This window comes from Mesobacillus sp., from assembly GCF_047739415.1.
Classification (GTDB): domain Bacteria; phylum Bacillota; class Bacilli; order Bacillales; family Cytobacillaceae; genus Mesobacillus.
The window spans coordinates 1-25870 of record NZ_JBIQOE010000039.1; the positions used below are offsets into that span (position 1 = coordinate 1).

General features: G+C 43.9%; 24 protein-coding genes, 1 other RNA gene and 1 other annotated feature. Of the genes, 23 read left to right on the forward strand and 2 right to left on the reverse strand.

Annotated features, from left to right (window positions below):
* Positions 1-53 precede the first annotated feature (53 nt).
* A non-coding RNA gene (gene ssrS, locus ACH0QE_RS02695) (6S RNA) lies at positions 54-241 on the forward strand.
* 744 nt (positions 242-985) lie between these two features.
* Positions 986-1747, forward strand: a complete 762-nt coding sequence (locus tag ACH0QE_RS02700; protein WP_415799172.1) for a tRNA threonylcarbamoyladenosine dehydratase — start codon at positions 986-988, stop codon at positions 1745-1747.
* A gap of 38 nt (positions 1748-1785) precedes the next feature.
* Here the strand turns inward: ACH0QE_RS02700 and ACH0QE_RS02705 are convergent, their stop codons facing one another.
* On the reverse strand, positions 1786-3060 hold the full coding sequence (locus ACH0QE_RS02705) for a replication-associated recombination protein A (RefSeq protein ID WP_415799173.1): 1275 nt from the start codon (positions 3058-3060) through the stop codon (positions 1786-1788).
* A gap of 214 nt (positions 3061-3274) precedes the next feature.
* Here ACH0QE_RS02705 and cymR point away from each other — a divergent pair, with 214 nt between their 5' ends.
* The 5 genes from cymR to recD2 all read left to right on the forward strand — a co-directional run bounded on the left by cymR (position 3275) and on the right by recD2 (position 9429).
* Positions 3275-3697 carry a cysteine metabolism transcriptional regulator CymR gene (gene cymR, locus ACH0QE_RS02710; RefSeq protein ID WP_041967745.1) on the forward strand — a complete coding sequence of 141 codons (423 nt, stop codon included), beginning with the start codon at positions 3275-3277 and terminating at the stop codon, positions 3695-3697.
* A 96-nt stretch (positions 3698-3793) separates the two neighbouring features.
* Complete coding sequence (locus tag ACH0QE_RS02715; RefSeq protein WP_415799174.1) at positions 3794-4948, forward strand: cysteine desulfurase family protein; 1155 nt, start codon at positions 3794-3796, stop codon at positions 4946-4948.
* Positions 4949-4991: 43 nt separating this feature from the next.
* Entirely contained in the window at positions 4992-6107 is a 1116-nt protein-coding gene (mnmA, locus tag ACH0QE_RS02720) for a tRNA 2-thiouridine(34) synthase MnmA (protein ID WP_415799175.1), read from the forward strand.
* 169 nt (positions 6108-6276) lie between these two features.
* Positions 6277-6936, forward strand: a complete 660-nt coding sequence (locus ACH0QE_RS02725) for a tetratricopeptide repeat protein (RefSeq protein WP_415799176.1) — start codon at positions 6277-6279, stop codon at positions 6934-6936.
* A 33-nt stretch (positions 6937-6969) separates the two neighbouring features.
* Entirely contained in the window at positions 6970-9429 is a 2460-nt protein-coding gene (gene recD2 / locus ACH0QE_RS02730) for an SF1B family DNA helicase RecD2 (protein ID WP_415799177.1), read from the forward strand.
* A gap of 46 nt (positions 9430-9475) precedes the next feature.
* On the opposite strand, the gene ACH0QE_RS02735 is transcribed toward recD2, so the two are convergent.
* A complete protein-coding gene (locus ACH0QE_RS02735; RefSeq protein WP_415799178.1) occupies positions 9476-10486 on the reverse strand; it encodes a peptidoglycan recognition protein family protein in 1011 nt (336 codons plus the stop codon).
* A gap of 181 nt (positions 10487-10667) precedes the next feature.
* Between ACH0QE_RS02735 and ACH0QE_RS02740 the strand changes: the two genes are divergently transcribed.
* The 16 genes from ACH0QE_RS02740 to ACH0QE_RS02815 all read left to right on the forward strand — a co-directional run bounded on the left by ACH0QE_RS02740 (position 10668) and on the right by ACH0QE_RS02815 (position 25598).
* Positions 10668-11144 carry a PRC-barrel domain-containing protein gene (locus ACH0QE_RS02740; RefSeq protein ID WP_415799179.1) on the forward strand — a complete coding sequence of 159 codons (477 nt, stop codon included), beginning with the start codon at positions 10668-10670 and terminating at the stop codon, positions 11142-11144.
* A 9-nt stretch (positions 11145-11153) separates the two neighbouring features.
* Positions 11154-11345 (forward strand): hypothetical protein, encoded by a 192-nt coding sequence (locus ACH0QE_RS02745; protein ID WP_102263688.1) that lies wholly within the window; start codon positions 11154-11156, stop codon positions 11343-11345.
* Positions 11346-11368: 23 nt separating this feature from the next.
* Positions 11369-11503, forward strand: a complete 135-nt coding sequence (locus ACH0QE_RS02750; RefSeq protein ID WP_215036778.1) for a YrzQ family protein — start codon at positions 11369-11371, stop codon at positions 11501-11503.
* Between the two features lie 231 nt (positions 11504-11734).
* Positions 11735-12814 (forward strand): AI-2E family transporter, encoded by a 1080-nt coding sequence (locus ACH0QE_RS02755; RefSeq protein ID WP_415799180.1) that lies wholly within the window; start codon positions 11735-11737, stop codon positions 12812-12814.
* A gap of 65 nt (positions 12815-12879) precedes the next feature.
* Positions 12880-13091: a binding site (T-box leader), on the forward strand.
* A 75-nt stretch (positions 13092-13166) separates the two neighbouring features.
* On the forward strand, positions 13167-15800 hold the full coding sequence (gene alaS / locus ACH0QE_RS02760; RefSeq protein WP_415799181.1) for an alanine--tRNA ligase: 2634 nt from the start codon (positions 13167-13169) through the stop codon (positions 15798-15800).
* 79 nt (positions 15801-15879) lie between these two features.
* Positions 15880-16149, forward strand: coding sequence for an IreB family regulatory phosphoprotein (locus tag ACH0QE_RS02765; protein ID WP_023627198.1), 270 nt, complete (start codon positions 15880-15882; stop codon positions 16147-16149).
* Positions 16150-16566 carry a Holliday junction resolvase RuvX gene (ruvX, locus tag ACH0QE_RS02770; RefSeq protein ID WP_102263684.1) on the forward strand — a complete coding sequence of 139 codons (417 nt, stop codon included), beginning with the start codon at positions 16150-16152 and terminating at the stop codon, positions 16564-16566.
* A 15-nt stretch (positions 16567-16581) separates the two neighbouring features.
* On the forward strand, positions 16582-16869 hold the full coding sequence (locus tag ACH0QE_RS02775) for a DUF1292 domain-containing protein (RefSeq protein ID WP_415799182.1): 288 nt from the start codon (positions 16582-16584) through the stop codon (positions 16867-16869).
* A 478-nt stretch (positions 16870-17347) separates the two neighbouring features.
* Positions 17348-18490 (forward strand): endolytic transglycosylase MltG, encoded by a 1143-nt coding sequence (mltG, locus tag ACH0QE_RS02780; protein WP_415799183.1) that lies wholly within the window; start codon positions 17348-17350, stop codon positions 18488-18490.
* A gap of 308 nt (positions 18491-18798) precedes the next feature.
* Positions 18799-19446, forward strand: a complete 648-nt coding sequence (locus ACH0QE_RS02785) for an O-methyltransferase (protein WP_415799184.1) — start codon at positions 18799-18801, stop codon at positions 19444-19446.
* The gene (locus ACH0QE_RS02790; protein WP_415799185.1) at positions 19443-20372 is read left to right on the forward strand and encodes a peptidase U32 family protein; all 930 of its coding nucleotides are present in this window, start codon (positions 19443-19445) and stop codon (positions 20370-20372) included. Before ACH0QE_RS02785 ends, ACH0QE_RS02790 begins: the two co-directional genes overlap by 4 nt.
* 27 nt (positions 20373-20399) lie before the next feature.
* Positions 20400-21668 carry a peptidase U32 family protein gene (locus ACH0QE_RS02795; protein WP_415799186.1) on the forward strand — a complete coding sequence of 423 codons (1269 nt, stop codon included), beginning with the start codon at positions 20400-20402 and terminating at the stop codon, positions 21666-21668.
* A gap of 4 nt (positions 21669-21672) precedes the next feature.
* Positions 21673-22308: a uridine kinase gene (gene udk / locus ACH0QE_RS02800; protein WP_102263678.1), complete on the forward strand. Its 636-nt coding sequence runs from the start codon at positions 21673-21675 to the stop codon at positions 22306-22308.
* 206 nt (positions 22309-22514) lie between these two features.
* Positions 22515-22991: a transcription elongation factor GreA gene (gene greA / locus ACH0QE_RS02805; protein ID WP_415799187.1), complete on the forward strand. Its 477-nt coding sequence runs from the start codon at positions 22515-22517 to the stop codon at positions 22989-22991.
* A 56-nt stretch (positions 22992-23047) separates the two neighbouring features.
* A complete protein-coding gene (locus ACH0QE_RS02810; protein WP_415799188.1) occupies positions 23048-24820 on the forward strand; it encodes a peptidoglycan D,D-transpeptidase FtsI family protein in 1773 nt (590 codons plus the stop codon).
* 85 nt (positions 24821-24905) lie between these two features.
* On the forward strand, positions 24906-25598 hold the full coding sequence (locus ACH0QE_RS02815; RefSeq protein ID WP_415799189.1) for a DUF1510 family protein: 693 nt from the start codon (positions 24906-24908) through the stop codon (positions 25596-25598).
* Positions 25599-25870 lie beyond the last annotated feature (272 nt).

Genomic DNA, 25870 nt, shown 5'->3' on the forward strand with positions numbered 1-25870 from the left:
TCTATATCCTTGAAGTTCATTTAGGTGTATGGTAATATAATAACAACAGATGAAGAGTCCTGATGTGTTCGTTGTTTAACCTGAAGTTTTGACCTAACATCTATCCTTCGGGAGTTCGCGTTTTCGGACCGCGTAAACGCCTCTGGCTAGAGGACTTACAGAAATCCGGAACAGGGCACCCACCTGCTGAGAGCGGGTTCAAGACGAAGGCAACCAACACGACGGCACGATTGGGACTCTTCCTACATACATAATCAAAAACCATGCGGATGCATGGTTTTTTTGATGCATCATGTTCATTCCTATAGAGAGCTAATCAGGCACCTATATGACTGAATGGGTTCTTCTCCTAACGGACAGATTTTGTGATTTTGGTCTTCTGTTTGTCCGATAGAGCCCTTCTAACGGACAGATTTTGTGATTTTGGTCTTCTGTTTGTCCGATAGAGCTCTTCTAACGGACAAATTTTGTGATTTTGGTCTTCTGTTTGTCCGATAGAGCCCTTCTAACGGACAGATTTTGTGATTTTGATCTTCTGTTTGTCCGATAGAGCCTTTCTAACGGACAGATTTTGTGATTTCGGTCTTCTGTTTGTCCGATAGAGCCCTTCTAACGGACAGATTTTGTGATTTCGGTCTTCTGTTTGTCCGATAGAGCCCTTCTAACGGACAAATTTTGTGATTTTGGTCTTCTGTTTGTCCGATAGAGCCCTTCTAACGGACAGATTTTGTGATTTTGGTCTTCTGTTTGTCCGATAGAGCCTTTCTAACGGACAGATTTTAGGATTTTCTCCCTCTATTTGTCCGACAGAGCCATTCCAATAGACACTTTTTAGCAATTTGGCTGCCTTCCCTCCAGTAATTCACACAACCAAATTAATATACACTTTAATTCCTATAAAAATACTTGAAATTAACGCCGGGTATGTTATATTCAAAAGCGGGTATAGATAGTAACATCAATCTTATATTTGGAGTGAGTTTAAATGCTTCATCAATTTTCTCGTAATGAATTGGCCATCGGCAAGGAAGGCCTTGATATAATGAAAAATAGTACCGTCGCTGTTTTAGGGATAGGCGGGGTCGGTTCGTTTGCGGCAGAAGCTTTGGCTAGATCGGGTGTTGGCAAGCTGATTCTGATCGACAAGGATGATGTCGATATCACCAATGTTAACCGTCAGCTTATTGCTCTTCTTTCAACTGTCGGCAAGCAGAAGGTAGAAGTAATGCGCGACAGGATCATGGATATTAATCCTGAATGCGAAGTCATTGCGTTAAAAATGTTCTATACTGAAGAAACATATGAAGAGATTTTTGGCTACGATTTGGATTTTATTGTTGATGCTTCTGATACAATCTCTTATAAAATCCATTTGATCAAGGAATCGATCAAGCGTGACATCCCTATGATCTCGAGTATGGGCGCAGCTAACAAGATGGATCCGACCCGATTCCAGATTGCTGACATCTTCAAGACACACACTGATCCGCTCGCTAAAGTCATTCGTACTCGGTTACGCAAAGAAGGAGTCAAAAAGGGGATTCCGGTTGTTTTTTCAGATGAAAGCCCGATTGTGATCCGTGAAGATGTTCGAAAAGAGGTCGGCAATGATAAGGCTGAAATTCGGAAGGCGAAAATGCCGCCATCTTCAAATGCGTTTGTTCCGTCAGTGGCTGGGCTCATTATGGCAAGCTATGTTGTCAGGGAATTGTTAAAAGACATTGAAATAGAACGTGTGAATAGCTAAAAAAGCGGCAAGGACCACCATGATGATGGTCCTGCCGCTTATTTTTTATTGCCCGTAATTTTTTCATAGATCGCCGCAATTGCCTGTTCAAATTTTCCGGTCTTCTTTGGCTTGTAATATACTTTATTTTTAATCCTGTCCGGGAGATACTGTTGTTTGACCCAACCGCCCTCATAATCATGCGGGTATAGGTAATCAACGCCTCTACCCAGGTCTTTCGCGCCTTTATAATGGGCATCCTTTAAATGGTCAGGAACTTCGCCGCTGATACCGGAACGGATGTCAGCCAGTGCGGAATCAAGCGCAACATAAGCAGAATTGGACTTTGGAGACAGACATAGTTCTATAACCGCATTGGCCAATGGTATCCTTGCTTCCGGAAAGCCAACCCGTTCTGCTGCTTCAATGGCTGCCAGCGTCCTTTGTCCTGCCTGCGGGCTCGCCAGTCCAATATCTTCATAGGCAATGACAAGAAGCCTGCGGTTGATGCTGACAAGGTCGCCTGCTTCTATCAATCTGCCTAAGTAGTGCAGAGCGGCATTCACGTCGCTGCCCCTGATTGATTTTTGGAAACCTGACAGCACATCATAATGGGCATCGCCGTCTTTATCATGTGAGAGACTTTTTTTCTGCATGCACTCTTCGGCTGCAGATTCATCAATATGGATAATCCCATCCTTATCAGTTTCGGTTGACAGTACTGCGAGTTCAAGCGCGTTCAATGAGCTTCTCACATCTCCGCCTGAAGCGGTAGCGAAATGGGTGAGTGCCTCCTCTGTAATTTCAATATTTAAGTTTCCAAGGCCTCGCTCTTCATCCGCAATTGCTCTGCGGAGTGCAGCTTTTATATCATTTGGTTCAAGCGGCTTCAGTTCGAAAATCTGACATCTTGACCGGATAGCGGGATTAATAGCGTGATATGGATTGCTTGTGGTCGCTCCAATCAGAACAATCATCCCGTTTTCAAGGTAAGGAAGCAGGAAGTCCTGCTTTCCCTTATCAAGGCGGTGAACCTCATCGAGAAGCAGGATGACCTTCCCTGACATTTTCGCTTCAGCGGCGACTACTTCCATATCTTTTTTATTATTGGTAACAGCGTTCAGAGTCCTGAACGCGAAATTCGTGCTTCCTGCAATAGCGCTGGCAATGGAGGTTTTTCCGATTCCAGGCGGTCCGTAAAGAATCATCGAGGACAATTGCTTTGCCTTGACCATTCGATTGATAATTTTTCCTTCAGCTACAAGATGCGACTGGCCAATCACTTCCTCAATCGTCCGAGGCCGCATTCTGAAAGCAAGAGGTTTAAGATTCATGCTCATCGCTCCAATAACGCATATTTCGTATATATACAATAACACGAACGAGGGACTTGCGCATGGTCCACGCAATTTGTGCTATAATTGCAAAAGCCTACCTATTGACTGAGGATTTTGGTAGTATTTATAGTGAGAGAATGCCATATGGGGCATTATGAATATATCTGAAAAAATAGCTAACCTTTAAGAAAAATTTGAATAGAGGTGCATTATGAAAATTTCAACGAAAGGGCGCTATGGACTGACGATCATGATCGAGCTGGCCAAAAAATATGGAGAGGGTCCAATATCTCTAAAATCCATTGCGCAAACAAACGATTTATCGGAGCATTACCTGGAGCAATTGGTTGCGCCGCTAAGGAATGCCGGCCTGGTGAAAAGTATCAGGGGAGCATATGGCGGCTACATTCTCAGTTCTGAACCGTCAACCATCTCGGCCGGAGACATCATCCGAGTCCTGGAAGGGCCTATCAGCATTGTTGAAGGTATAGAGGACGAGGAACCAGCCAAGCGTGAGCTCTGGACACGAATCAGGGACGCGGTCAAGGACGTACTCGATAATACGACAATCGAAGACCTCGCCAATCATTCAGACAACTTTGGCGAGTCTGACGCTTATATGTTTTATATTTAGGTTTACTTAAGTGAAAATTTGTAGCCTGCACAATCCATTATTAATGGAGATGCAATAACGGCATTTTAAAAAATCTTCTGAAGAGAGGGTAAGACTTTGGAAAGAATCTATTTGGACCATGCAGCCACTACACCAATGCACCCAGACGTCCTCGCGGAAATGGTCAAGGTAATGGAAGCGGAGTTCGGCAACCCTTCAAGCATCCATCATTTCGGTCGTGAGGCAAGAAAGATCCTTGACGATACCCGCGATGAACTGGCGAAAAGCATCGGGACGAAGGGGAACAATATCATTTTTACGAGCGGCGGGACTGAAGCTGACAATCTGGCTATTATCGGTTATGCCGAAAATAATCGCTCTAAGGGACAGCATATCATCACGACAAAGATTGAACACCATGCTGTCCTGCATAGCTGTGAGGAATTGGTGAAACGAGGGTTTGAGGTCACATATCTGCCGGTGGATGAACATGGCCAGATATCCATGGAATCATTCGAAGAGGCATTGCGTGATGATACGATCCTTGTAACAATAATGTACGGAAACAATGAGGTAGGCACAATCCAGCCGATAAAAGAGATTGGTGGAATGCTCGCTGATCATCAAGCTGTTTTCCATACAGACGCTGTCCAGGCTTATGGCATTGAAAAATTGGATGTCGATGAACTTAAGGTTGATTTGCTTTCCGTTTCAGCCCATAAAATCAATGGCCCAAAGGGGATAGGTTTTCTTTTTATCCGTGATGGAATCAAGCTGGCGCGTCAGCTTTTCGGCGGTGAACAAGAAAGAAAACGCCGTGCCGGTACCGAGAATGTCGCAGCTATCGCCGGGTTTCGAAAAGCAGTTCAGCTATCCCAACATGAGCTGGAAACAAAACGAAACTTCTATAATGATTTAAGGAATTTGTTCATCGATAAACTTCAAATTAGCGGAATCTCTTTCCAGCTGAACGGATTGCTTGATAAATCACTCCCTCATATTTTAAACTTAAGCTTTCCAGGCACGAATGTCGAAGCGATGCTTGTCAACCTTGACCTATCTGGAATAGCTGCTTCAAGCGGTTCAGCCTGTACTGCGGGTTCAATCGATCCATCGCATGTTCTTGTAGCGTTGTTCGGAAAAGAAGATGATAAGCTGACAAATTCTATCCGATTCAGCTTCGGTTTGCACAATACAAGAGAACAGATTGAAAAAGCAGCAGAGGACACGGCGGAAATTGTCCGAAGGCTTGCGAAAAATAGCCAGGTTTAAGGGAAGAATAAGTTTTATAGGAAGAGAAAAGAGGTGAAGCATAATGGAAAAATCACCTAAGGATACAAGAGTGGTGGTAGGAATGTCCGGTGGTGTTGATTCATCAGTTGCTGCGCTCATTTTGAAGGAGCAGGGATATGATGTGATCGGCATCTTCATGAAAAACTGGGACGACACGGATGAAAACGGAGTCTGCACGGCTACCGAGGATTACGAGGATGTGATACGTGTCTGCAACCAGATCGGGATTCCATATTATGCGGTCAATTTTGAAAAACAATATTGGGATAAGGTTTTCACTTATTTCCTTGATGAATATAAAGCAGGCAGGACTCCTAACCCGGATGTCATGTGCAACAAGGAAATTAAATTCAAAGCATTCCTTGAGCACGCAATGAACCTGGGCGCAGATTACCTGGCGACAGGTCATTATGCACGAGTCGAAGACCGGGACGGAGAACGCAAAATGCTCCGCGGTCTTGATGAAAATAAGGACCAGACTTATTTCTTGAACCAATTGAGTCAGGACCAGATAGAAAAAGTGTTGTTCCCAATCGGAAACCTGGAAAAATCCCGTGTCAGGGAGCTTGCAAAAGAAGCGAATCTTGCCACAGCAACCAAAAAAGACAGTACCGGCATCTGCTTCATTGGTGAAAGGAATTTCAAGGAGTTCCTTGGAAATTACCTTCCGGCTCAGCCAGGAAATATGGAGACGATGAACGGCGAGGTAAAAGGGAAGCATGACGGTCTGATGTATTATACAATAGGCCAGCGCCAGGGTCTTGGCATTGGTGGTTCAGGTGAACCTTGGTTTGTTGTCGGCAAAGACCTTGAACGCAATGTCTTGCTTGTTGAACAAGGCTTCCACAATGAACTGCTGTATTCAGACAGCATCACAGCGGTAAATGTGGGCTTTGTATCTGACAAGGAGAAGCCTAAAAAGTTCGAATGCACAGCAAAATTCCGCTACCGGCAGCCTGATAATGCTGTGACGGTGGAGCTGCAGGATGATGGGACCGCAAAAGTCCTGTTCAAAGAGCCGATCCGCGCCGTGACACCAGGACAAGCGGTCGTTTTCTACGATGGGGAAGAATGTCTTGGCGGAGGTACGATTGATGAAATTTTCAAGAACGGAAACAAACTGACATATGTCGGTTAATCCTGATAAAATCCCCGGCGGGTCAGCTTCGCCGGGGATTGTTTTGGCTTAGGCTCTTTTTGGGATACTTTCTACTAAATCTAAAAATCTATAGGTCAGGTGTTACCTCGAAAAGAGTCTAAATCCTGCTTAAATATGGTATACTTTCTTGGAGAATGGAGTGTTAGAAATGGATAAAAACGAGATAGGCATTGAGTTTATGAAAGAAGGCAAATGGGAAGAGGCTGCCAAGGCATTTGCGGAAGCGATTGATGCTCAGCCAGAAAATCCAGTTGCATACATAAATTTCGGAAACGTCCTCACCGCAGTTGGTGATACTGAAAGAGCAATGAACTTTTATGATAAAGCAATCAGCCTGGATGAGAATGCAACTGCCGCATACTACAGCAAGGGCAGCGTTTATTATGATAACCAAAATTTCGAGGATGCCAGAAAAATGTTTGAGCTGGCGATGAAAAAAGGGCTGGACAATGGGGATAATTTTTTCATGCTTGGTATGACGTTAGTGCAGATGGGCAGTAACAAGCTTGCTCTGCCATATTTACAGCGCAGCACGGAACTTCTTGAAAATGATGCTGAAGCCCATTTCCAACATGGACTTTGCCTTGCAAGGGAAGGTTTTATCGACGAAGCGATTAATGCTCTCGAACTGGCAATATCGCTGGATTCGCAGCATGCGGACGCCATCTATAATCTTGGCGTCGCTTATGGCTACAAAGAAAATGGCGATAAAGCGCTCGAAATGTTTAACCGAGCTTTGGAGATCCAGCCAGACCACTTGCTCGCAGGCCACGGCAAGAAATTAATTGAGGGACAGGATATTCATTAACTAAAATGAATCGACGGAAAGGGGGGAAGTACTTTGGACAAACAGGACTCGCTTGATTTGTATTCTGAACAAGGCAAGTTCATGAAAGGGAAGCATCTTGTTACTATTTTTCATAATGAACAAAATCTTTATACAGTCCTGAGAATCAGGGTTGAGGAAACAAATGAGCAGTACGAGGATAAAGAAGCAGTCATTACAGGGTATTTCCCCCGGATTCACGAGCAGGAGACTTATATATTCTTTGGTGATGTCAAAGAGCACCCCAAGTTCGGTGCGCAATTCCATGCGACTCATTTCCGGAAAGACCTGCCACAGTCAAAGCAGGGGATCATCAGCTACCTTTCCGGTGATCTTTTTAAAGGAATCGGAAAGAAAACAGCTGAGAAGATTGTCGATACACTGGGTGAAAAGGCCATCACGAGGATTATCGAGAACCCATCTCTCCTTGACCAGATTCCGAAGTTGGCACCTGAAAAAGCAAAGGAACTTTATGACACATTAATGGAACATCAGGGCCTAGAACAAGTAATGGTCGCATTGAACGAATATGGCTTTGGTCCTCAGCTGTCGATGAAAATTTATCAGGTATACAAAGAACAGGCCATTGACGTGATTCAGAACAACCCTTATAAGCTTGTGGAGGATATCGAAGGCATCGGTTTCGGAAGGGCGGATGAACTGGGCAGCCAGCTCGGGCTGACAGGTAACCATCCTGACCGGATCAAGGCTGCCTGTCTATATACACTTGAGAATTCGAGCATTCAGGGTGGGCATGTTTTCATGGATGCGGAAGAGCTCCTCGTGGAGGTAAAAAAGCTGCTTGAAGACAATCAGCATATCGAGATTGAATTCACTGATATCTCGAACGAAATCATCAAACTCGGTGATGAAAGAAAGCTGGTTGCCGAAGAACAGAGAATCTATCTGCCATCCCTTTATTACTCGGAAAAAGGCGTGGTTGTGAACATTAAAAGGATTCTTGAGCAGACAGAATACGAAAATCAGTTTCCCGAATCGGAGTTTCTTCTGGCACTTGGAAACCTTGAGGAGAGACTTGGTGTCCAATACGGTCCAAGTCAGAAGGAAGCGATCCAGACAGCGCTTATGTCACCAATGATGATTTTGACCGGTGGTCCCGGCACAGGTAAAACGACGGTTATTAAGGGAATTGTTGAACTTTATGCAGAACTTCACGGCTGTTCTCTGGATCCGAAAGATTACAAAAAAGAAGAGCCTTATCCGTTCTTGCTTGCGGCTCCGACTGGTCGTGCGGCAAAGAGGATGACTGAGTCAACAGGTCTGCCTGCCGTGACAATCCATAGGCTGTTGCGCTGGAATGGCGCAGAAGGTTTTGATCATAATGAAGACCAGCCGCTTGAGGGAAAGATATTGATTATCGATGAAACCTCAATGGTTGATATATGGCTCGCCCATCAATTATTCAAATCCCTGCCTGACAATATTCAGGTGATCGTGGTGGGAGATGAAGACCAACTTCCTTCAGTAGGTCCTGGGCAGGTACTGAAGGATCTTTTGGATTCTGGAAGGGTCCCAACTGTGAGGCTGACGGATATATACAGGCAGGCTGAAGGTTCGTCAATAATCGAACTTGCCCACCAAATCAAAAAAGGGTCTCTGCCAGACGACATTTCAGCCCAACAGCCTGACCGTTCTTTTATAAAATGTACGACAAGCCAGATTCCCCAGGTAGTTGAGAAAGTTGTCGCCAATGCAAAGAAAAAAGGATATTCTCCAAGGAACATCCAGGTTCTGGCACCGATGTACCGAGGGCCAGCCGGCATTGACCGTCTGAACGAGCTGCTGCAGGATCTCTTCAATCCTAATTCTGATGGAACGAGGAAAGAACTTGCGTTTGGCGATGTGAAATATCGGATCGGAGATAAGGTCCTTCAGCTAGTCAATCAGCCGGAAGCCAATGTGTTCAATGGGGACATGGGTGAGGTTGTCGCGATATTTTACGCAAAGGAAAACACGGAAAAACAGGACCAGCTGATTGTTTCCTTCGACGGCATTGAAGTCACCTATAATAGGTCGGACCTCTCGCAAATCACCCACGCTTATTGCTGTTCCGTGCATAAATCCCAGGGAAGTGAATTTCCGATTGTCGTCCTTCCAGTGGTAAAAAGCTACTACAGAATGCTGCGCAGAAATCTGATTTATACAGCAATAACCAGGAGTAAACAATTCCTGATTCTAGTTGGCGAAGAAGAAGCACTAAAAATGGGGATAGAACGCGGCGAAGATACCGCAAGGAATACAACACTCGTTGAGAAGCTTGTACAAATACTGCCTGAATTGCAAGAAACGGGTGGAAAGGATCAAAGCGTATCTGAGTCGGAAGGTAAACTCCAAAATCAAGATAATACCGGAAAAGATAAAAAAATGGATTATATTGAAATCATTAAAAACGCTGATCCGATGATCGGAATGGACAATCTTTCTCCTTATGATTTTATGGAGGAAGGTAGTTAGCCTTAAGAACCCGCGTACCTGTACGCGGGTTCTTCCTTGCTCGCCTTTACCTCAATGTTGCGGAAATTTCCTGCATTTTTTTATTCACTAAAGGATAAAAATGATTCTTAGCGTCTGTTGTGGAATTTCCGCCAAAAAATCCTGTTCCTGGGCAAGTTTTGACTGCGTGGCCTTCTCCTTCATCCAGTACTCTTTCACCTGAATTTATATCCCACCAATGGTGATAGGTGATACTGTCAACAGAAGGAGAAAGGCCGAATTTCATCATAAGCAATGCTGTGACCGTAAGGATTGTCTCCCTTTGCTCAGCAGTCATCTGGTTATTTCCAGTATCGAAATTCCCCACATTCTCTATTGCAAGTGCATCTGCTTCAATCTCTCGCATCACCGATTCATTCAGCAGTCCAAACGAACCTTCTGGAGGGGTGTTAAATGATCTTCCTACAGCTACCTTTCCATCCGGAAATGTCGTCAGTTGCTGGCTGATTGTGCTCCACTTCATTGAGTTAACATGATAGTCTTCCATTCCCTTTAATAAGGTAAAGTGATTGGAACCATTAAACTGCTGATACGATGGCTGATAGGTATGATGCTGCTGGATCTTACCAATTTTTCGTGTGAAAAGGTGATTGAATAGCCAGTCCTTAAATTCCTCCCTTGTCATGAGCACATATTGCCCCTGCATGGAGAGTCTTTTAGGAGGTATCCGCAAAATTTGGCCTACATATATCATATTTGAGCTAAGATTATTAGCGGTTTTAATTGACTGTACGTTGGAATTGAAAGCGACTGATAGCTTCCATAATGTGTCCCCTGGCACGACTTCATACATGACCGGTACTCTTAACTTCTGCCCAACTAAAATCAAATCCGACTGCAGACCATTAATGAGTTTAATGTCTTCAACAGATGTCCGGTAAGCAGCAGCGATTTTCCATAAATAATCCCCTGGCTTAACCTCATAAGTGTTCCTCGGATGATTGGCAGCAGATACAATCCCAACATTCATTAAAACTAAACATAAACTGAACAATAATACAGAGATGCGTTTTTTCATGTTGTTAATTCCTTTCATTCTGAGTTCGAATGGCGTTTCTGTACTTAGTGTGCAAAACCATCAAAGAGATTACACAGTATTTTAAAAATATTTGTCTGGTCTTCGAATGGAAATCCTTACACCACATGAATTGCCTGCAGACAGTGGAAACTAAGAGTGTTCGGAAAGGCGGGACACACTTTTGCGGACATTTTCACTTTTAAAGGGACTGCCTGTATATGAATTGGCGAATGGTCAAAAACTGGGCGAAGTTTGTGATGTGAGCATTTCTGGCAATGGAAGCGTAGTAGGCTTACTTGTAAAAAAGGGTGCGTTCATCAAGAAGACGTTTCAGGTAAAAGTGGACCAGGTTTCATCCTTTGGTGAAGATGGGATCATGGTGAAAGACAAATCAACCTTGAAGCGATTGGAGACAGAGCCTGAATATACATTCGAGCACAATGAGAGCCTTGCTGGGAAAAAGTTTCTTTCGAAAGAAGGTGAGCAGCTTGGCTTGCTGGAGGATGTATATTTTTTGGAAGAATTGGGCACGATTGTAGGGTACGAATTAACGGATGGCTTTTTTTCGGATATAGCGAATGGAAAGCGTGTCATAAAGACAACTGGTCCGCCTGCAATCGGAAAGGATGCCATCGTCGTCACTGTCAAATCGAGATGAGGTGTCCTTATGTTAAGTTGTCCCAATTGCAGAAGCAAGGATATCGGTAAAATTGGCATTAACCAATATTACTGCTGGAATTGCTTCATCGAACTGTCTCTGAACAAAGGCTTGATCCATACCCATCAAGTCGAAGAAGATGGAACATTGAGCTCACTTGATGATTTATTTGAGGAAGATCAACGTCAATACGGGATGTAAAATAAATCAAAGAGGTGAAGCGCATGAATAAAATGTTAACCTCCGTAATCGCTTTGGGCGCTGGTATGGCGGCTTACAATTATGCTTCCAACAACAATATGATGTCTGGAAGGAAAATGAAGAAGCTTGGCAAGAAAATGACCAGAGCTTTATTCTAATTTGGATATAATCAGATTAATCCCTTGCGTATCCGCAAGGGATTTTTTATTGCCAGACTGAAAAAAAACGCTGGAAATTTCCAATGCTATAAAAATTACAATATCGCTATAAAAACGAACTTTTCGCTATGAAATTCAAAAATCTTGGCTTTAATAAACTCTCCAAATGGCCAAACATGAATAATCCACCTCCTTTCTTTCAAGAATAAACAGGAAGGAGGCCGAAAATCGATGAATATCCAGATGAAATGGTATTACCGGCTTGGATTTCTTCTCCTTTTATTCATTGTCCTATATGTTTTTATAAAATTGCAGTCTATATGGGTCCCTTTTCTGGAAGTACTGCTTTCACTTGTTGTGCCTTTTTCTATTGCTGCTTTCATTACATATTTGCTTCATCCTATTGTTGAGGCCCTTCACCAAAAAGGGCTGCACCGTGGAGTTTCAATCTTAATAATATATATTCTGTTTTTTGGAGGGGCTGGCTTTGCTTTTTACAAAGGGATTCCTGCGCTGATTCACCAGTTGGGCGACCTTGCGGAAAATGCTCCGTATTTCGCAGAGCAGTATAAACAAATGGTCAATAACATTGTTGACCAGACTTCGACATGGCCGTCAGGCATCCACGAGAGAATCGAAGATGGAATTACTCGGATGGAGCAATGGCTTGATGGTGTGCTTGCAGGTACGATGACATTCCTGATGGATATCATTAATTCCATCCTTACGATTGCCGTGATCCCGTTTATTGCTTTTTACATGCTGAAGGATTTCGACGTCATGAAAAAAGCGGCGTGGTATCTCACCCCACGGCAGTGGAGACAGCCAGGCACTAAGTTCCTGCATGAAGTCGACAAATCGTTGGGCAGTTATATTCGCGGGCAGCTGCTCATATGCCTCATTATTGGTGTCCTGTCTTCATTGTTTTTTTGGCTGGCAGGCATAAAGTATTCGCTGCTGCTTGGAGCGATTGTCGGGATAACAAATGTGATCCCTTATTTCGGTCCGATTATTGGAGCTATTCCAGCTGTGATCATTGCCGCGACAATGTCGGTGAAAATGGTGCTTTTATCACTCGTGATCGTGTTCTCTCTTCAGTTCCTCGAGGGAAATATCCTTTCCCCGCTGATTGTCGGTAAAAGCCTTCACATGCATCCACTGATGATCATGTTTGCGCTGCTGGCGGGGGAAGAGGTTGGCGGCATTCTTGGTTTGATACTTGCCGTTCCCGTCCTGGTGGTATTGAGGGCTGCACTGATACACGCAAAGGATCATATTATACTGGAAAGAAAGAAAGAGCGTCCATCCTAAAATTTTGCCAAGTCGTTTGACAAAGTACAATCGGCTATATATAATTCGGCTATAGATTAATAATTCGAAAAATGTAGAAGGAACGAGTATGTTATAGACCATCGTCCAGAGAGGGATTCCCAGGCTGTAAGAATTCCCGGTGAAGGATAACAGAAGGCTATTCCGGAGTGCAGGCAAAACCTGCCGTAGCAGCTGCGTTAAAGCGTTTTTGAGAGATGGGCGTGCCGTTTTACGTCCATAATCAGGGTGGTACCGCGAGCAAGCTCTCGTCCCTGTCCAGGGATGAGGGCTTTTTTTGTTGCCTAAAATCCCTGAAAGCTTAAATTTCATTTGGGTTTAGGAGGTTAGTTTTATGAAAAAACTGACAGGTGCTGAAATCAGAAGAATGTATCTTGATTATTTTAAGGAAAAAGGCCATGCAATCGAACCGAGCGCATCGCTTGTACCGCACGATGATCCTTCTCTTCTATGGATCAACAGCGGTGTTGCAACACTGAAAAAATATTTTGACGGCCGTGTCGTACCTGAAAATCCACGGATTACAAACGCGCAGAAATCAATCCGTACGAATGATATAGAAAATGTCGGCAAGACAGCGCGCCACCATACGTTCTTTGAGATGCTCGGGAACTTCTCAATCGGCGACTATTTCAAGGTAGAAGCAATTGAATTCGCATGGGAATTCCTTACGGATGAAAAATGGATCGGCTTTGATCCAGAGAAACTGTCCGTGACAATTCACCCTGAAGACGATGAAGCTTTCAATATTTGGAGAGAAAAAGTCGGTGTTCCTGAAGAACGAATCATTCGCCTTGAAGGGAACTTCTGGGATATAGGTGAAGGCCCTAGTGGCCCGAACACGGAAATCTTCTATGACAGAGGACCTGAATACGGCAATGATCCTGAAGATCCAGAATTGTATCCTGGTGGGGAAAATGACCGTTATTTAGAAGTTTGGAACCTAGTGTTCTCCGAGTTCAATCACAACCCTGATGGAACATATACTCCACTGCCAAAGAAAAATATTGATACAGGCATGGGACTAGAGCGAATGGCTTCTGTTGTCCAGGACGTTCCTACAAACTTTGAAACGGATTTGTTCATGCCAATCATCAATGCGACTGAAGAAATTTCCAGTGAAAAGTACGGACAGTCCAAGGAGAAGGATGAAGCGTTCAAAGTAATTGCTGACCACATCCGTACTGTTGCATTTGCGGTCGGTGACGGTGCCCTTCCATCAAACGAAGGCCGCGGTTATGTACTCCGCAGATTGCTGCGACGCGCTGTCCGTTACGCGAAGAAACTGAACATCAACCGTCCCTTCATGTACGAGTTGGTGCCAGTTGTCGGTGAAATCATGCATGACTTCTATCCAGAGGTAAAGGAAAAGACAGATTTTATCCAGAAGGTCATCAAGAACGAAGAAGACCGCTTCCATGAAACACTTCATGAAGGACTTGCGATTCTTTCTGAGTTGATCAAGAAGGAGAAGGAAAAAGGCAGCGGCATGGTGCAGGGCGAGGATGTATTCCGCCTTTATGACACATACGGATTCCCAGTGGAATTAACAGAAGAGTATGCTGAAGAAGAAGGCTTGAAAGTCGACCATGAAGGCTTTGAAAAAGAAATGGAGCTACAGCGTGAAAGAGCTCGTGCTGCACGACAGGATGTAGGTTCCATGCAGGTGCAAGGCGGCATCCTAGGCGACATCAAAGAAAGCAGCGAATTCGTTGGTTATGATAATTTTGAAACAAACAGCAAGATTGTTGCATTAGTCAAGGAAGGGGAGCTTGTTGAGGAAGCGAAAGCTGGAGATGAAGTTCATTTTATCCTTGATATTACACCATTCTATGCAGAAAGCGGCGGCCAGATCGCTGATAAGGGAACAATCGATGCGAATGGCGTGAAGCTATCAGTAAAGGATGTAAAGAAAGCTCCTAACGGACAAAACCTTCACCATGCAGTGGTAGAAGAAGGGACAGTTACGAAGGGCCTTGAAGTGACAGCTAAAGTTGACCAGGATAACCGTGCGAGAATCATCAAGAACCATACTGCAACACACTTGCTTCACCAGGCATTGAAGGATGTGCTGGGAGGTCACGTAAACCAGGCAGGATCACTAGTCGAGCCTGATAGATTGCGTTTCGATTTCTCTCATTTTGGTCAGGTGACTGCGGAAGAACTTGAGCAAGTAGAAGCAATCGTTAACGAAAAAATCTGGAGGAGCATCCAAGTTGAGACAAGCTTTAAGGCTATTGCTGAAGCTAAAGCTATGGGAGCAATGGCATTGTTCGGCGAAAAATATGGTGATATCGTCCGTGTTGTAAAAGTTGGCGATTACAGCCTCGAGCTTTGCGGCGGTTGCCATGTTCCTAACACTTCTGTGATTGGATTGTTCAAAATTGTATCCGAGGGCGGCATTGGTGCAGGTACAAGAAGGATTGAAGCTGTAACAGGCGAAGCAGCTTACAAAGTGCTGAATGATCAAATCAGCATCCTGAAAGATGCAGCAGCTAAACTAAAGACTTCTCCTAAAGAAGTTGCAAACAGAATCGATTCAATGCTTGTAGAAATGAAACAGCTTCAGCGCGAAAATGAATCTCTATCAGCAAAATTGGGTAATATTGAAGCAGGAAGCCTTACTTCCAAGGTCAAAGAAGTGAATGGTGTCCAGTTGCTTGCAGCACGCGTTCAGGCTGCAGATATGAACAGCCTGCGTAATATGGCTGATGACTTGAAGCAAAAGCTAGGGTCAGCTGTCATTCTGCTTGGCATGACCGACGGCAGCAAAGTGAATCTGATTGCAGCAGTGACAGATGATCTGATAAAGCAAGGATACCAGGCTGGAAAACTGATCAAGGAAGCAGCGGCAATTTGCGGCGGAGGCGGCGGAGGCCGTCCGGATATGGCCCAGGCTGGCGGGAAGGACCCATCAAAACTCGACAATGCGCTTCAATTTGCCGAAGAATGGGTAAAATCAATTTGATATAAAAGTAAAGTAGTGTAGAATGAAGGTAACTTGAAGAAAATTTTACCGGCTATTTTTTGAGAGAGAGGTGCATTCGATGAGCTCGTTTGACAAGACGATGAGATTTAATTTTCCCGAAGAGCCTTTTGAGCATGACGCCAATGAAGTCCTGCTGCAGGTGTATGAAGCATTGCAGGAAAAGGGATATAACCCGATCAACCAGATTGTCGGTTATTTGCTCTCTGGTGACCCGGCCTATATTCCCCGCCATCGGGATGCCCGCAATATCATCCGCAAGCTGGAACGGGATGAAATTATCGAGGAACTGGTCAAATCCTATTTAAGGAACCACCGAGAGGGGAAATAAATGCGTACGATGGGACTGGATGTCGGCTCAAAAACAGTCGGCATTGCGCTGAGCGATGAACTGGGATGGACTGCTCAGGGACTTGAAACATTGAAAATCAACGAAGAAGAAAATGTGTTTGGTTTCGATGAATTAGGTAAAATAATAAAAGAGTACGAAGTCGGCAAAGTTGTCGTCGGGCTGCCTAAAAACATGAACGGCACAATTGGGCCACGCGGAGAAGCGAGCCAATTCTATGCCCGTGAATTGGAAGAAAGGTTCGGCGTCCCTGTCATCCTCTGGGACGAGCGTCTGACGACAGTGGCTGCAGAGCGGGTTTTGCTCGAGGCAGACTTGAGCCGCAAAAAAAGAAAAAAGGTCATTGATAAAATGGCCGCAGTGATGATTCTACAAGGCTATCTAAACAGCCAAAATTAAATTGAGGTGACTACAATGGATCACGGCGAAAACAACATTACAGTAGTAGACGAAAACGGCAACGAACAACTATGCGAAGTACTTTTCACATTTGATTCCGAAGAATTCGGCAAATCATATGTGCTATATTATCCAGTAGGTGCAGAGGATAACGATGACGAAGAAATCGAAATCCATGCATCAGCATTCAGCCCTTCAGAAGACAACGAAGATGGCGAACTAATGCCAATCGAAACTGACGCAGAATGGGACATGATCGAAGAAATGCTTGAAACATTCCTTGCAGAGCAAGACGAAGAATAGAATATTACATTTGGACCAGGCGAAGGATGCCTGGTCTTTTATTTTTTTACGGAATTCCTATCGGACAAGCAGAGGGAAGATTCCTTGGGGAGTGTCCGATAGGAAGGCTCTATTGGACAAGAAGGGAGGAGAATCCTTGAAAAGTGTCCAATAGGAAGGCTCTATCGGCCAAACAGGAAGGAGAATCTTCGGAAAGTGTCCAATAGAAGGGCTCTATCGGCCGAACAGATAGAAGAATCTCTAAATAGTGTCCGATAGATAATCTCAAGTGACATAATTGATGGCACCTTCCCCGAAATAGCATCGACTTGTGCTATCATATCTCTTAATTCCACTGTCGAAATTTCGGTTTATTTGTCGCCAGTGGTATTTTTTCGTAATTATTTGCAAATAGAAATAAAAAATATAGTATAATGATTCGAGATGTGAAAATAGAGAGTATCCAGGAAATCAACATTGTTAACTGGAGGGGGAAGTTATGTCTGACGAAAAAAATAGCAAACAAGATAAAAAGAATTTTATTGCTGAGAGGTTGGTCGAACAGCAAAAGGAAGCAAGAATTGTGAGGAAGATTGTATTCATCACGGCGATCGTTGGTATCCTGCTCATCGGGGCAGTTGGCGGAGGCGGATATTATTATATTAAAGAAGCCCTTAAGCCGGTAAATGCATCCAGCGAGAAGACGATCAATGTCAATATCCCGATTGGCTCCTCTACTACAGGAATTGGAAAGATATTGGAGGAGAATGGTGTAATCCGGGATGCGAGAGTCTTCAAATACTATGTGAAATTTAAAAATGAGGCAGGTTTTATGGCCGGGGCTTACAAAATGAATCCGTCCATGACACTTCCGGAAATAATTTCGAGCTTGAAAACGGGTAAAGTCATGCAGGAAGTGGTCATGAAAGTTACCATTCCTGAAGGTAAGCAGCTGAAGCAAATCGCTGGAATTATCGCGGAAAAGACACAGCAAAACGAAGAAGAAATTTTCAAACAGCTGAACGATAAAGAGTTCATAACGAAAATGATGGGAAAATATCCAGACGTTCTGACGGAAGATATTTTAAAAGAAAATGTGAAGTATCCGCTTGAAGGCTATCTGTTCCCGGCAACGTATCCTTTCTATTCTGAAAAGCCAACAGTCGAGGAAATCGTTACGGTCATGCTGACTAAGACTAAGGAAGTTCTCGGTGAATTCAGAGGCCAGATGGAAGAAAAAGAAATGTCGACGCATGAATTAATGACAATGGCATCACTCATTGAAGAAGAAGCGACTGAAAAAGTTGACCGCGATAAAATCGCTAGCGTCTTCTATAATCGCCTGGAAGACGGTATGATGCTGCAAACAGATCCGACCGTCCTATATGCGCTTGGAGAACATAAAGACAGGGTGTTTTACAAGGATCTTGAAATTGATGACCCATATAATACCTATAAAATTCAGGGGTTGCCGCCAGGTCCAATCGCCAATCCAGGGGTCATGTCGATCGAAGCCGCTCTCGCACCTGCTGACACAGATGATATGTATTTCCTTGCAACCTCAACAGGAGATGTGCTCTTCTCTAAAACGCTTGCGGAGCATAATCGAAAAGTGAACGAACATATAACCAATAAAAAATAACAGTAAATAAAAGGGAAATGCAGAAAGGTTAGCATTTCCCTTCTTATTGTGATAAAATAATTCAAGTGTTTTTTCTAGATTCAATAGTAATGTTACTGTCTAGCGTAAGCTCTGAATGGGAGCTTCGATTTATTTGATAGCGTGCATTGCAGAAGTAGGAGTTGTAGCTTTTTAGCTTATGGACCTGTAGGGCATATTGCCTGGCGGTGTTCTCTCTAAACCTGTGAGCGCTATTTTTTCATGCTTGGACAGTGATTTAATATATCTACTCTGGCTGATCTTTGGCCTTTAAATAGAGGTGAAGCAGCTTGCTTAGTCAAGATCTGCAAAGTTATATAGATTCTCTTATACAACCCAGAAATGGTCTCGTTGCAGAGATGGAGGAATATGCCCGTCTAAATGATGTTCCTATAATGGAACCGGCAGGTATTGAAACAATGCTCCAGCTTTTGCGGATCCAGCAACCTAAGGCGATTCTTGAAGTAGGAACGGCGATAGGCTATTCCGCACTAAGGATGGCACTCGCTTTGCCGGAAACAAAGATAATTACATTGGAGCGAGATGAGGAACGGTTCAATCTTGCAGTTGATTATATAAAGAAGGCTGGCATGCAGGACCGGATCATCCAAATTAGTGGAGATGCGCTTGAACTCGAAGAGGAAGTTGCCGGCCATGGTCCTTTTGACACCATTTTTATTGATGCGGCAAAGGGCCAGTATAAGCGTTTTTTTGAAATGTACTCAAGGTATTTAAAGCCTGGAGGCATGATCATTACGGATAACGTCCTTTTTAAAGGGCTTGTATATAATCAGGAAGCAGATAGCAGAAGACTTCGCAGCCTGGTTAAAAAAATAGACGAATTCAACCGCTGGCTCACAGCCAATCAGGAGTATGATACAGTCATCCTTCCAATCGGCGATGGCATAGCGGTTAGTAAGAAGAGGTGGACGGAATGAATAAACCTGAATTATTGGTAACACCAAAGAGTGTTGAGGATATTATTCCACTGGCGGAGGCGGGAGCAGATGCTTTCTTGATTGGTGAACAGAAATTCGGCCTGCGGCTCGCTGGTGAGTTTAACCGTGAAGACGTAAAGCAGGCAATCGAACTAGCTCGTTCAAAAGGCAAGAAAGTTTATGTCGCGATGAACGCGTTGTTCCATAATGAAAAAGTGGACTTGCTTGGTGATTACCTGACTTTCCTTAAGGATGTCCATGTTGACGGAGTCACTTTCGGCGACCCGGCAGTACTGATGGCTGCAAAGGAATATGCCCCGGAAATGAAGCTTCATTGGAGCACAGAAACAACAGGCACGAACTGGTATACTTGCAACTATTGGGGCAGGAAGGGTGCAAAACGCGCTGTTCTTGCAAGGGAAATCAATATGGATGCGATTGTTGAGATCAAGGAAAATGCCGAGGTTGAAATCGAGGTGCAGGTTCATGGAATGATGAACATGTTCCAGTCAAAACGACCATTACTTGGACATTACTTTGAATATCAAGGTAAGGCGCTGGAAGTTGAAAACCGCAAGCAAGAACGCAATATGTTCCTACACGACAAAGAGCGCGAGAATAAGTACCCTATTTTCGAAGATGAAAATGGCACACATATCATGAGCCCTAATGATATTTGTATCATCGATGAACTAACGGAGCTTGTGGAAGCCGGGGTCGATTCTTTTAAAATTGACGGCATCCTTAAGAGTCCTGAATATATTCTGGAAGTTACAAAGCTTTATCGAAAAGCCATTGATTTGGCTGTTGAAAACCCAGACCAATACGACGATGAAAAAGATGGCTTGCTTGAAGCAGCGGAAGAATTGCAGCCGCCGAACCGCCCACTGGATACAGGATTCTTTTTCAAAGAGACGGTTTATTAACAGTAAGAACTATGAGGAGGTTGCGTAATGACAGCATTAGCAGATAAAATCTCGCAAATTGTTGATGGAAAGCGTGTAATCGTGAAGAAACCCGAACTGCTTGCGCCAGCCGGTAATCTTGAAAAACTTAAGATTGCTGTCCATTATGGTGCAGATGCCGTCTTTATTGGCGGTCAAGAGTATGGATTGCGTTCAAACGCAGATAATTTTACTTTTGAGGAAATGAAGGAAGGCGTAGAGTTCGCCAAAAAATACGACGCAAAAATTTATGTTACAACGAACATTTTTGCCCACAATGAAAACATCGATGGTCTCGAAGACTATCTGTTGGGATTAAAGGGAGCTGGCGTGCACGGCATCATCGTCGCTGATCCTTTGATCATCGAAACATGCCGCAGGGTCGCTCCAGAGATTGAAGTACACTTAAGTACACAGCAATCCCTTTCAAACTGGAAGGCTGTGCAGTTCTGGAAAGAAGAAGGTCTTGAGCGTGTTGTTCTTGCGCGTGAAACAAGCGGGGAAGAAATCAAGGAAATGAAGGAAAAAGTAGATATCGAAATCGAAACCTTCATCCATGGAGCAATGTGTATTGCATACTCAGGCCGCTGTACATTGAGCAATCACATGACAGCACGTGATTCTAACCGTGGCGGCTGCTGCCAGTCTTGCCGCTGGGATTATGACTTGTACACACTTGAAGGAAATGAAGAAAACGCCTTGTTTGCTGAAGGTGATTCTCCATTTGCGATGAGCCCAAAGGATCTTAAGCTGATCGAATCCATCCCACGTATGATCGAGCTCGGCATCGACAGTCTTAAAATCGAAGGCCGCATGAAGTCAATCCATTACATTGCGACTGTAGTCAGCGTGTACCGCAAAGTAATTGATGCTTATTGTGCAGACCCTGAGAACTTTGTCATCAAGCAGGAATGGCTTGAAGAATTGGACAAATGTGCGAATCGTGAAACAGCAACTGCCTTCTTTGAAGGAGTTCCTGGGTATAAAGAGCAAATGTTTGGAAACCATAGCAAAAAGACAACTTTCGATTTTGCCGGACTTGTGCTTGATTACGATGCTGAGACGCAGATAGTAACACTTCAGCAAAGAAATTACTTCAAGCCAGGCGACGAGGTTGAATTCTTTGGACCAGAAATTGAGAACTTCACTCATGTCGTTGAGAAGATTTGGGATGAAGATGGCAATGAGCTGGATGTAGCCCGCCATCCGTTACAAATCGTCAAGTTCAAGATGGACAAGCCTGTCTACCCAAATAACATGATGCGGAAGGAGAAGTAAATAAATGGACCGCAAACCTGTTGTAATTGGTGTAGCCGGCGGCTCCGGCTCAGGAAAGACTAGTGTTACTAAAGCGATTTACGATAGCTTTAAAGGCCACTCAATTCTGATGATTGAACAAGACTACTATTATAAAGACCAAAGCCATCTGCCTATGGAAGAGCGATTGAAGACAAATTATGACCATCCACTGGCATTTGACAATGACCTTTTGATAGAACATATACAAAAGCTGCTTCGCTACGAGGCGATTGATAAGCCGGTTTATGATTATGCTGTCCATACAAGGTCCAGCGAGGTTGTTCATGTAGAACCAAAAGACGTGATCATTCTTGAAGGAATCCTGATCCTTGAAGATGAGAGACTGCGCAACTTGATGGATATCAAGCTCTATGTTGATACAGATGCAGATTTGCGGATCATCCGCAGGCTGCTTCGTGATATCAAGGAGCGCGGCCGTTCTATGGATTCTGTCATCGAACAATACGTGAATGTTGTCAGGCCGATGCATAACCAATTCATCGAGCCAACCAAGCGTTATGCAGATGTCATTATCCCTGAGGGCGGACATAACCATGTAGCGATTGACCTGATGGTAACAAAAATTCAAACAATTCTTGAACAAAAATCATTTTTGTGACACAATAGCATAGATAATGTGGACATGGAAGTACTTGAATAAAGTGCTTCCTTTTGTCCAAGGAAAAGTAATTGGCCTGAAATGGCTCTATTTAAAACGCGCGCCCTGGTAAAGGGTGCGCTCCTGTATATTTTTCAGGTTACATAATATAATATTACACAATCTATTTTTTGGGGAATTGTGAAGACTAGAAGGAGTGAAGTATTTTGGCTACAGAAAAAATTTTTCCTATGACACAGGCAGGAAAAGAAAAGCTGGAACAAGAATTGGAACAATTGAAAACAGTAAAGCGTAAAGAAGTGGTTGAGAGAATTAAAATCGCTCGCAGCTTTGGAGACCTTTCAGAGAACTCTGAGTATGATTCAGCAAAAGAAGAGCAAGCCTTTGTTGAAGGCCGTATCACGACTCTTGAAAATATGATCCGCAACGCAAAAATCATCCAGGAAGATGAAGTGAGCACAGATGCAGTCAGCCTTGGCCGAACAGTGACTTTTGTCGAGCTTCCTGATGGCGATGAAGAATCCTATACAATCGTGGGAAGCGCTGAAGCTGATCCGTTTGAGGGCAAAATTTCAAACGACTCTCCGATTGCCAAGAGCTTGATGGGCAAGAAAGTTGGAGATGAAGTGACTGTCCAGACCCCTGGCGGTGAAATGAACGTTCGCATCACGACAATTAAGTAAATACCTTATGTTTGAAATATCAGCACCTCGTCAACACTTTTGACGAGGTGTTTTTTATGCGTAAAAAAAGAATGGTAGCCTGGATCTCCATTTGTATAGCTGCCTTTGGTCTGCTGATGTTTCGTCTGGCACAGCTGCAGCTATTTGATACAGAGTCCTTTTCTAAACATGAAATCAATTTGATAGAAGCAAGCGTTAAGCAAAGATCGCAGGAAATGGTCGTTGATAATGGCAGGGGGAATTTCCTTGACAGGTCAGGAGCCCCTTTATCCTATGAAACTTCGTCTGTACTTGTCCTGTTTCCATTTTTAAAGAAAATGGACTGGGAAGCGGACAAGGTCGCAAGGACCATTGGTGTATCTGTATACGCTTTGAAAAACGCAGTGGAAAAGTCCAAGGAACCAATCGCCTTTGGTGACCCGGATCCGATAATCTTGACAAAGAATCAAATGGACATTATTAACGAGATGGAAATCCCCGGAGTATTTGCTGTTGAGCGAAAGTATCCATTGGAGAAAGTGCCGGCTGCCCAGCTTCTGGGTATTATTGGTGAGAATGAATCGCTTCTGAAATCAAGGTATGGGGAGAAAGAATTACTGCCAAGGACCTTGATCGGTATCTCAGGGTTGGAAAAAAGCTTTGACGAATTCCTGGTTGCTGAAGGGAAATCAAAGCTGGTTTATCATGTAGACGGAGCGGGGGCACCACTATTCGGGATTAATGTAAAATACATAGACCCTGCAAATCCGTTTTATCCAATCAACCTGCAGACATCGATAGACAAAGATCTCCAGATACTCCTAGAGGAAAAAGTTGCACAGTATAACATCAAGAGAGGCGGCGTCGTGCTGCTGGATATTGAAACGAACAGCATACTGGCAATGGTTTCAAGACCAGATATTAACCGTGCAAACCCTTATAATGGAGAGGGAACAGAAAATATGATGGTCAAGCAGCATATACCTGGGTCAGTCTTTAAAACGGTTGTTGCTGCGGCAGCAATTGACCATGGCCTCGACGATCCAGCCAGAAAGTTCGATTGCAGCAAGACGATCAGTGGGGAACCAGATTTGAAATATGATTATGGAATGCTTAATTTCACTGATAGCTTTGCAGTGAGCTGCAACAGGACTTTTGGAGAGGTAGCTCGGGAACTGCAAGAGAAGGACCCAAATATGCTCGAAAAATATGCGGAGATGCTATCTATCGCAGGCGGTGCAGGATGGAAGGGTGACATTTTCCATCTAGAAGATTTCGAACAGCTACAGGATGAGGAAAAGGGACGGGTATTTTTATCAGATGAAGCGAGAAAGGATCGGAATTTTGCAGCTTTATCAGGTATTGGCCAGCATGAAGTGAGGGTGTCTCCTCTCGCTGTGGCGAACATGATGGCTACAATAGCCAGAGGGGGAGAAAAAGACATGGTCAGGGCAGTTCTCTCCATTCAGTACCAAAATGGTGCCAAGATGACTGAATTCCCAAAACAGAAGCTAGAAGGGGAAAAAATCTCACCATTTACAGCTATGAAGCTACAAAAGCTTTTACGAGAGGTCGTTTTGAATGAAGAAGGTACGGGGAGATGGTTCAGGGACTTGCCATATGCGGTGGCAGGAAAATCCGGGACTGCCGAAACCGGTATATACAAAGAAGACAAGCAATTGCACAATAAATGGTTTGCAGGATATTTTCCATATGAAAAACCAAAATATGCGCTTGTAACTGTCAACCTAGGGGTTCTGGAGAATGAAGGCGGGGTGAATCCTCTTTTTGCGGATATAGTAAAAGAGGTGTACGCTTTTAACCATGCTGATGGTCCTGAAAACAACTGAACCATCATTAGATGAATATAAAATCCTTCAAGTTTGACCAAAGTCATGGTAGAATGTTGACAACCTTATAAGGGAGGGAAAGATCTTGAAGCACGATTATGACAACCTAAATGAGGGGACACGTTCAGGAATAAGATCCAAGCGCAGAAAAACGAACCTTATTTTAAATAGCTTGATTGTTGTCGTTATTTTGTTGATTGGAATTGTCTCTTTTAACATTTTTTTCAGCAATGATGAAGGGGCAGCCGACCAGAACGATGTTGCGGCAGAAAAAGATGCCGCAGCCCCTTCAGGAAACAAAAATGACAGCAAAGATACTGGCAAAAAGAATGACCTTAAAGATTCTGATAAAAAAGACGATAGTGCAACAGAAGATACCGAGTCTGAAGCAGCAGATGAGGAATCTGCAGAGGATGAGGAATTGGCTGAACCTATCGTCACAGAAGGCGGCAGTGATGCCAATGTCAAACAGACGATTGAGAATCCCGAATGGAAGCCGGTTGGCACAACCCAATCTGGAGAACATAATACCGTTTTCGACCAAAACGCGGTTGATTGGCAGGAAATGATTCTTGCATATTCATATGCTACCGGAATTGATAAAAATAACATGACGGTATGGTGGAATGAAAATGGCGGTGCGCCTAATACCGCGGTAGGAACCATCTCTGAAAAGGGAAGCGACCAGACGTACAGGGTATCGATTCAATGGGTGGACGGCCAGGGCTGGAAGCCAGTTAAAGTAGAAGAATTGATTGAAAATGATAAAAAAAGATAACAAGGATTTTTTGAGAGGGGCTCATGAAGATGGCCCCTTTATTTTTTTATAAGATAGTATAAAACTTTTTACACTTAGATTAGTGTCTAGCTCCAGCGCCTAGCCAGTTTTCATCACTGAGAGAGCTTCTGCGAGTATCTTGCGAGAAGCGTTAGCTTTGAGCAGCTCGAGTCGCTTGTCTAGTTTCGCCTCCTAGAAACTCCGAAACTTCAACTCCGCCGGCAGAAGCAAAAAGCGCTTCTTTGTCGGAGTCTCCAGTTTCTGCGTTTCTG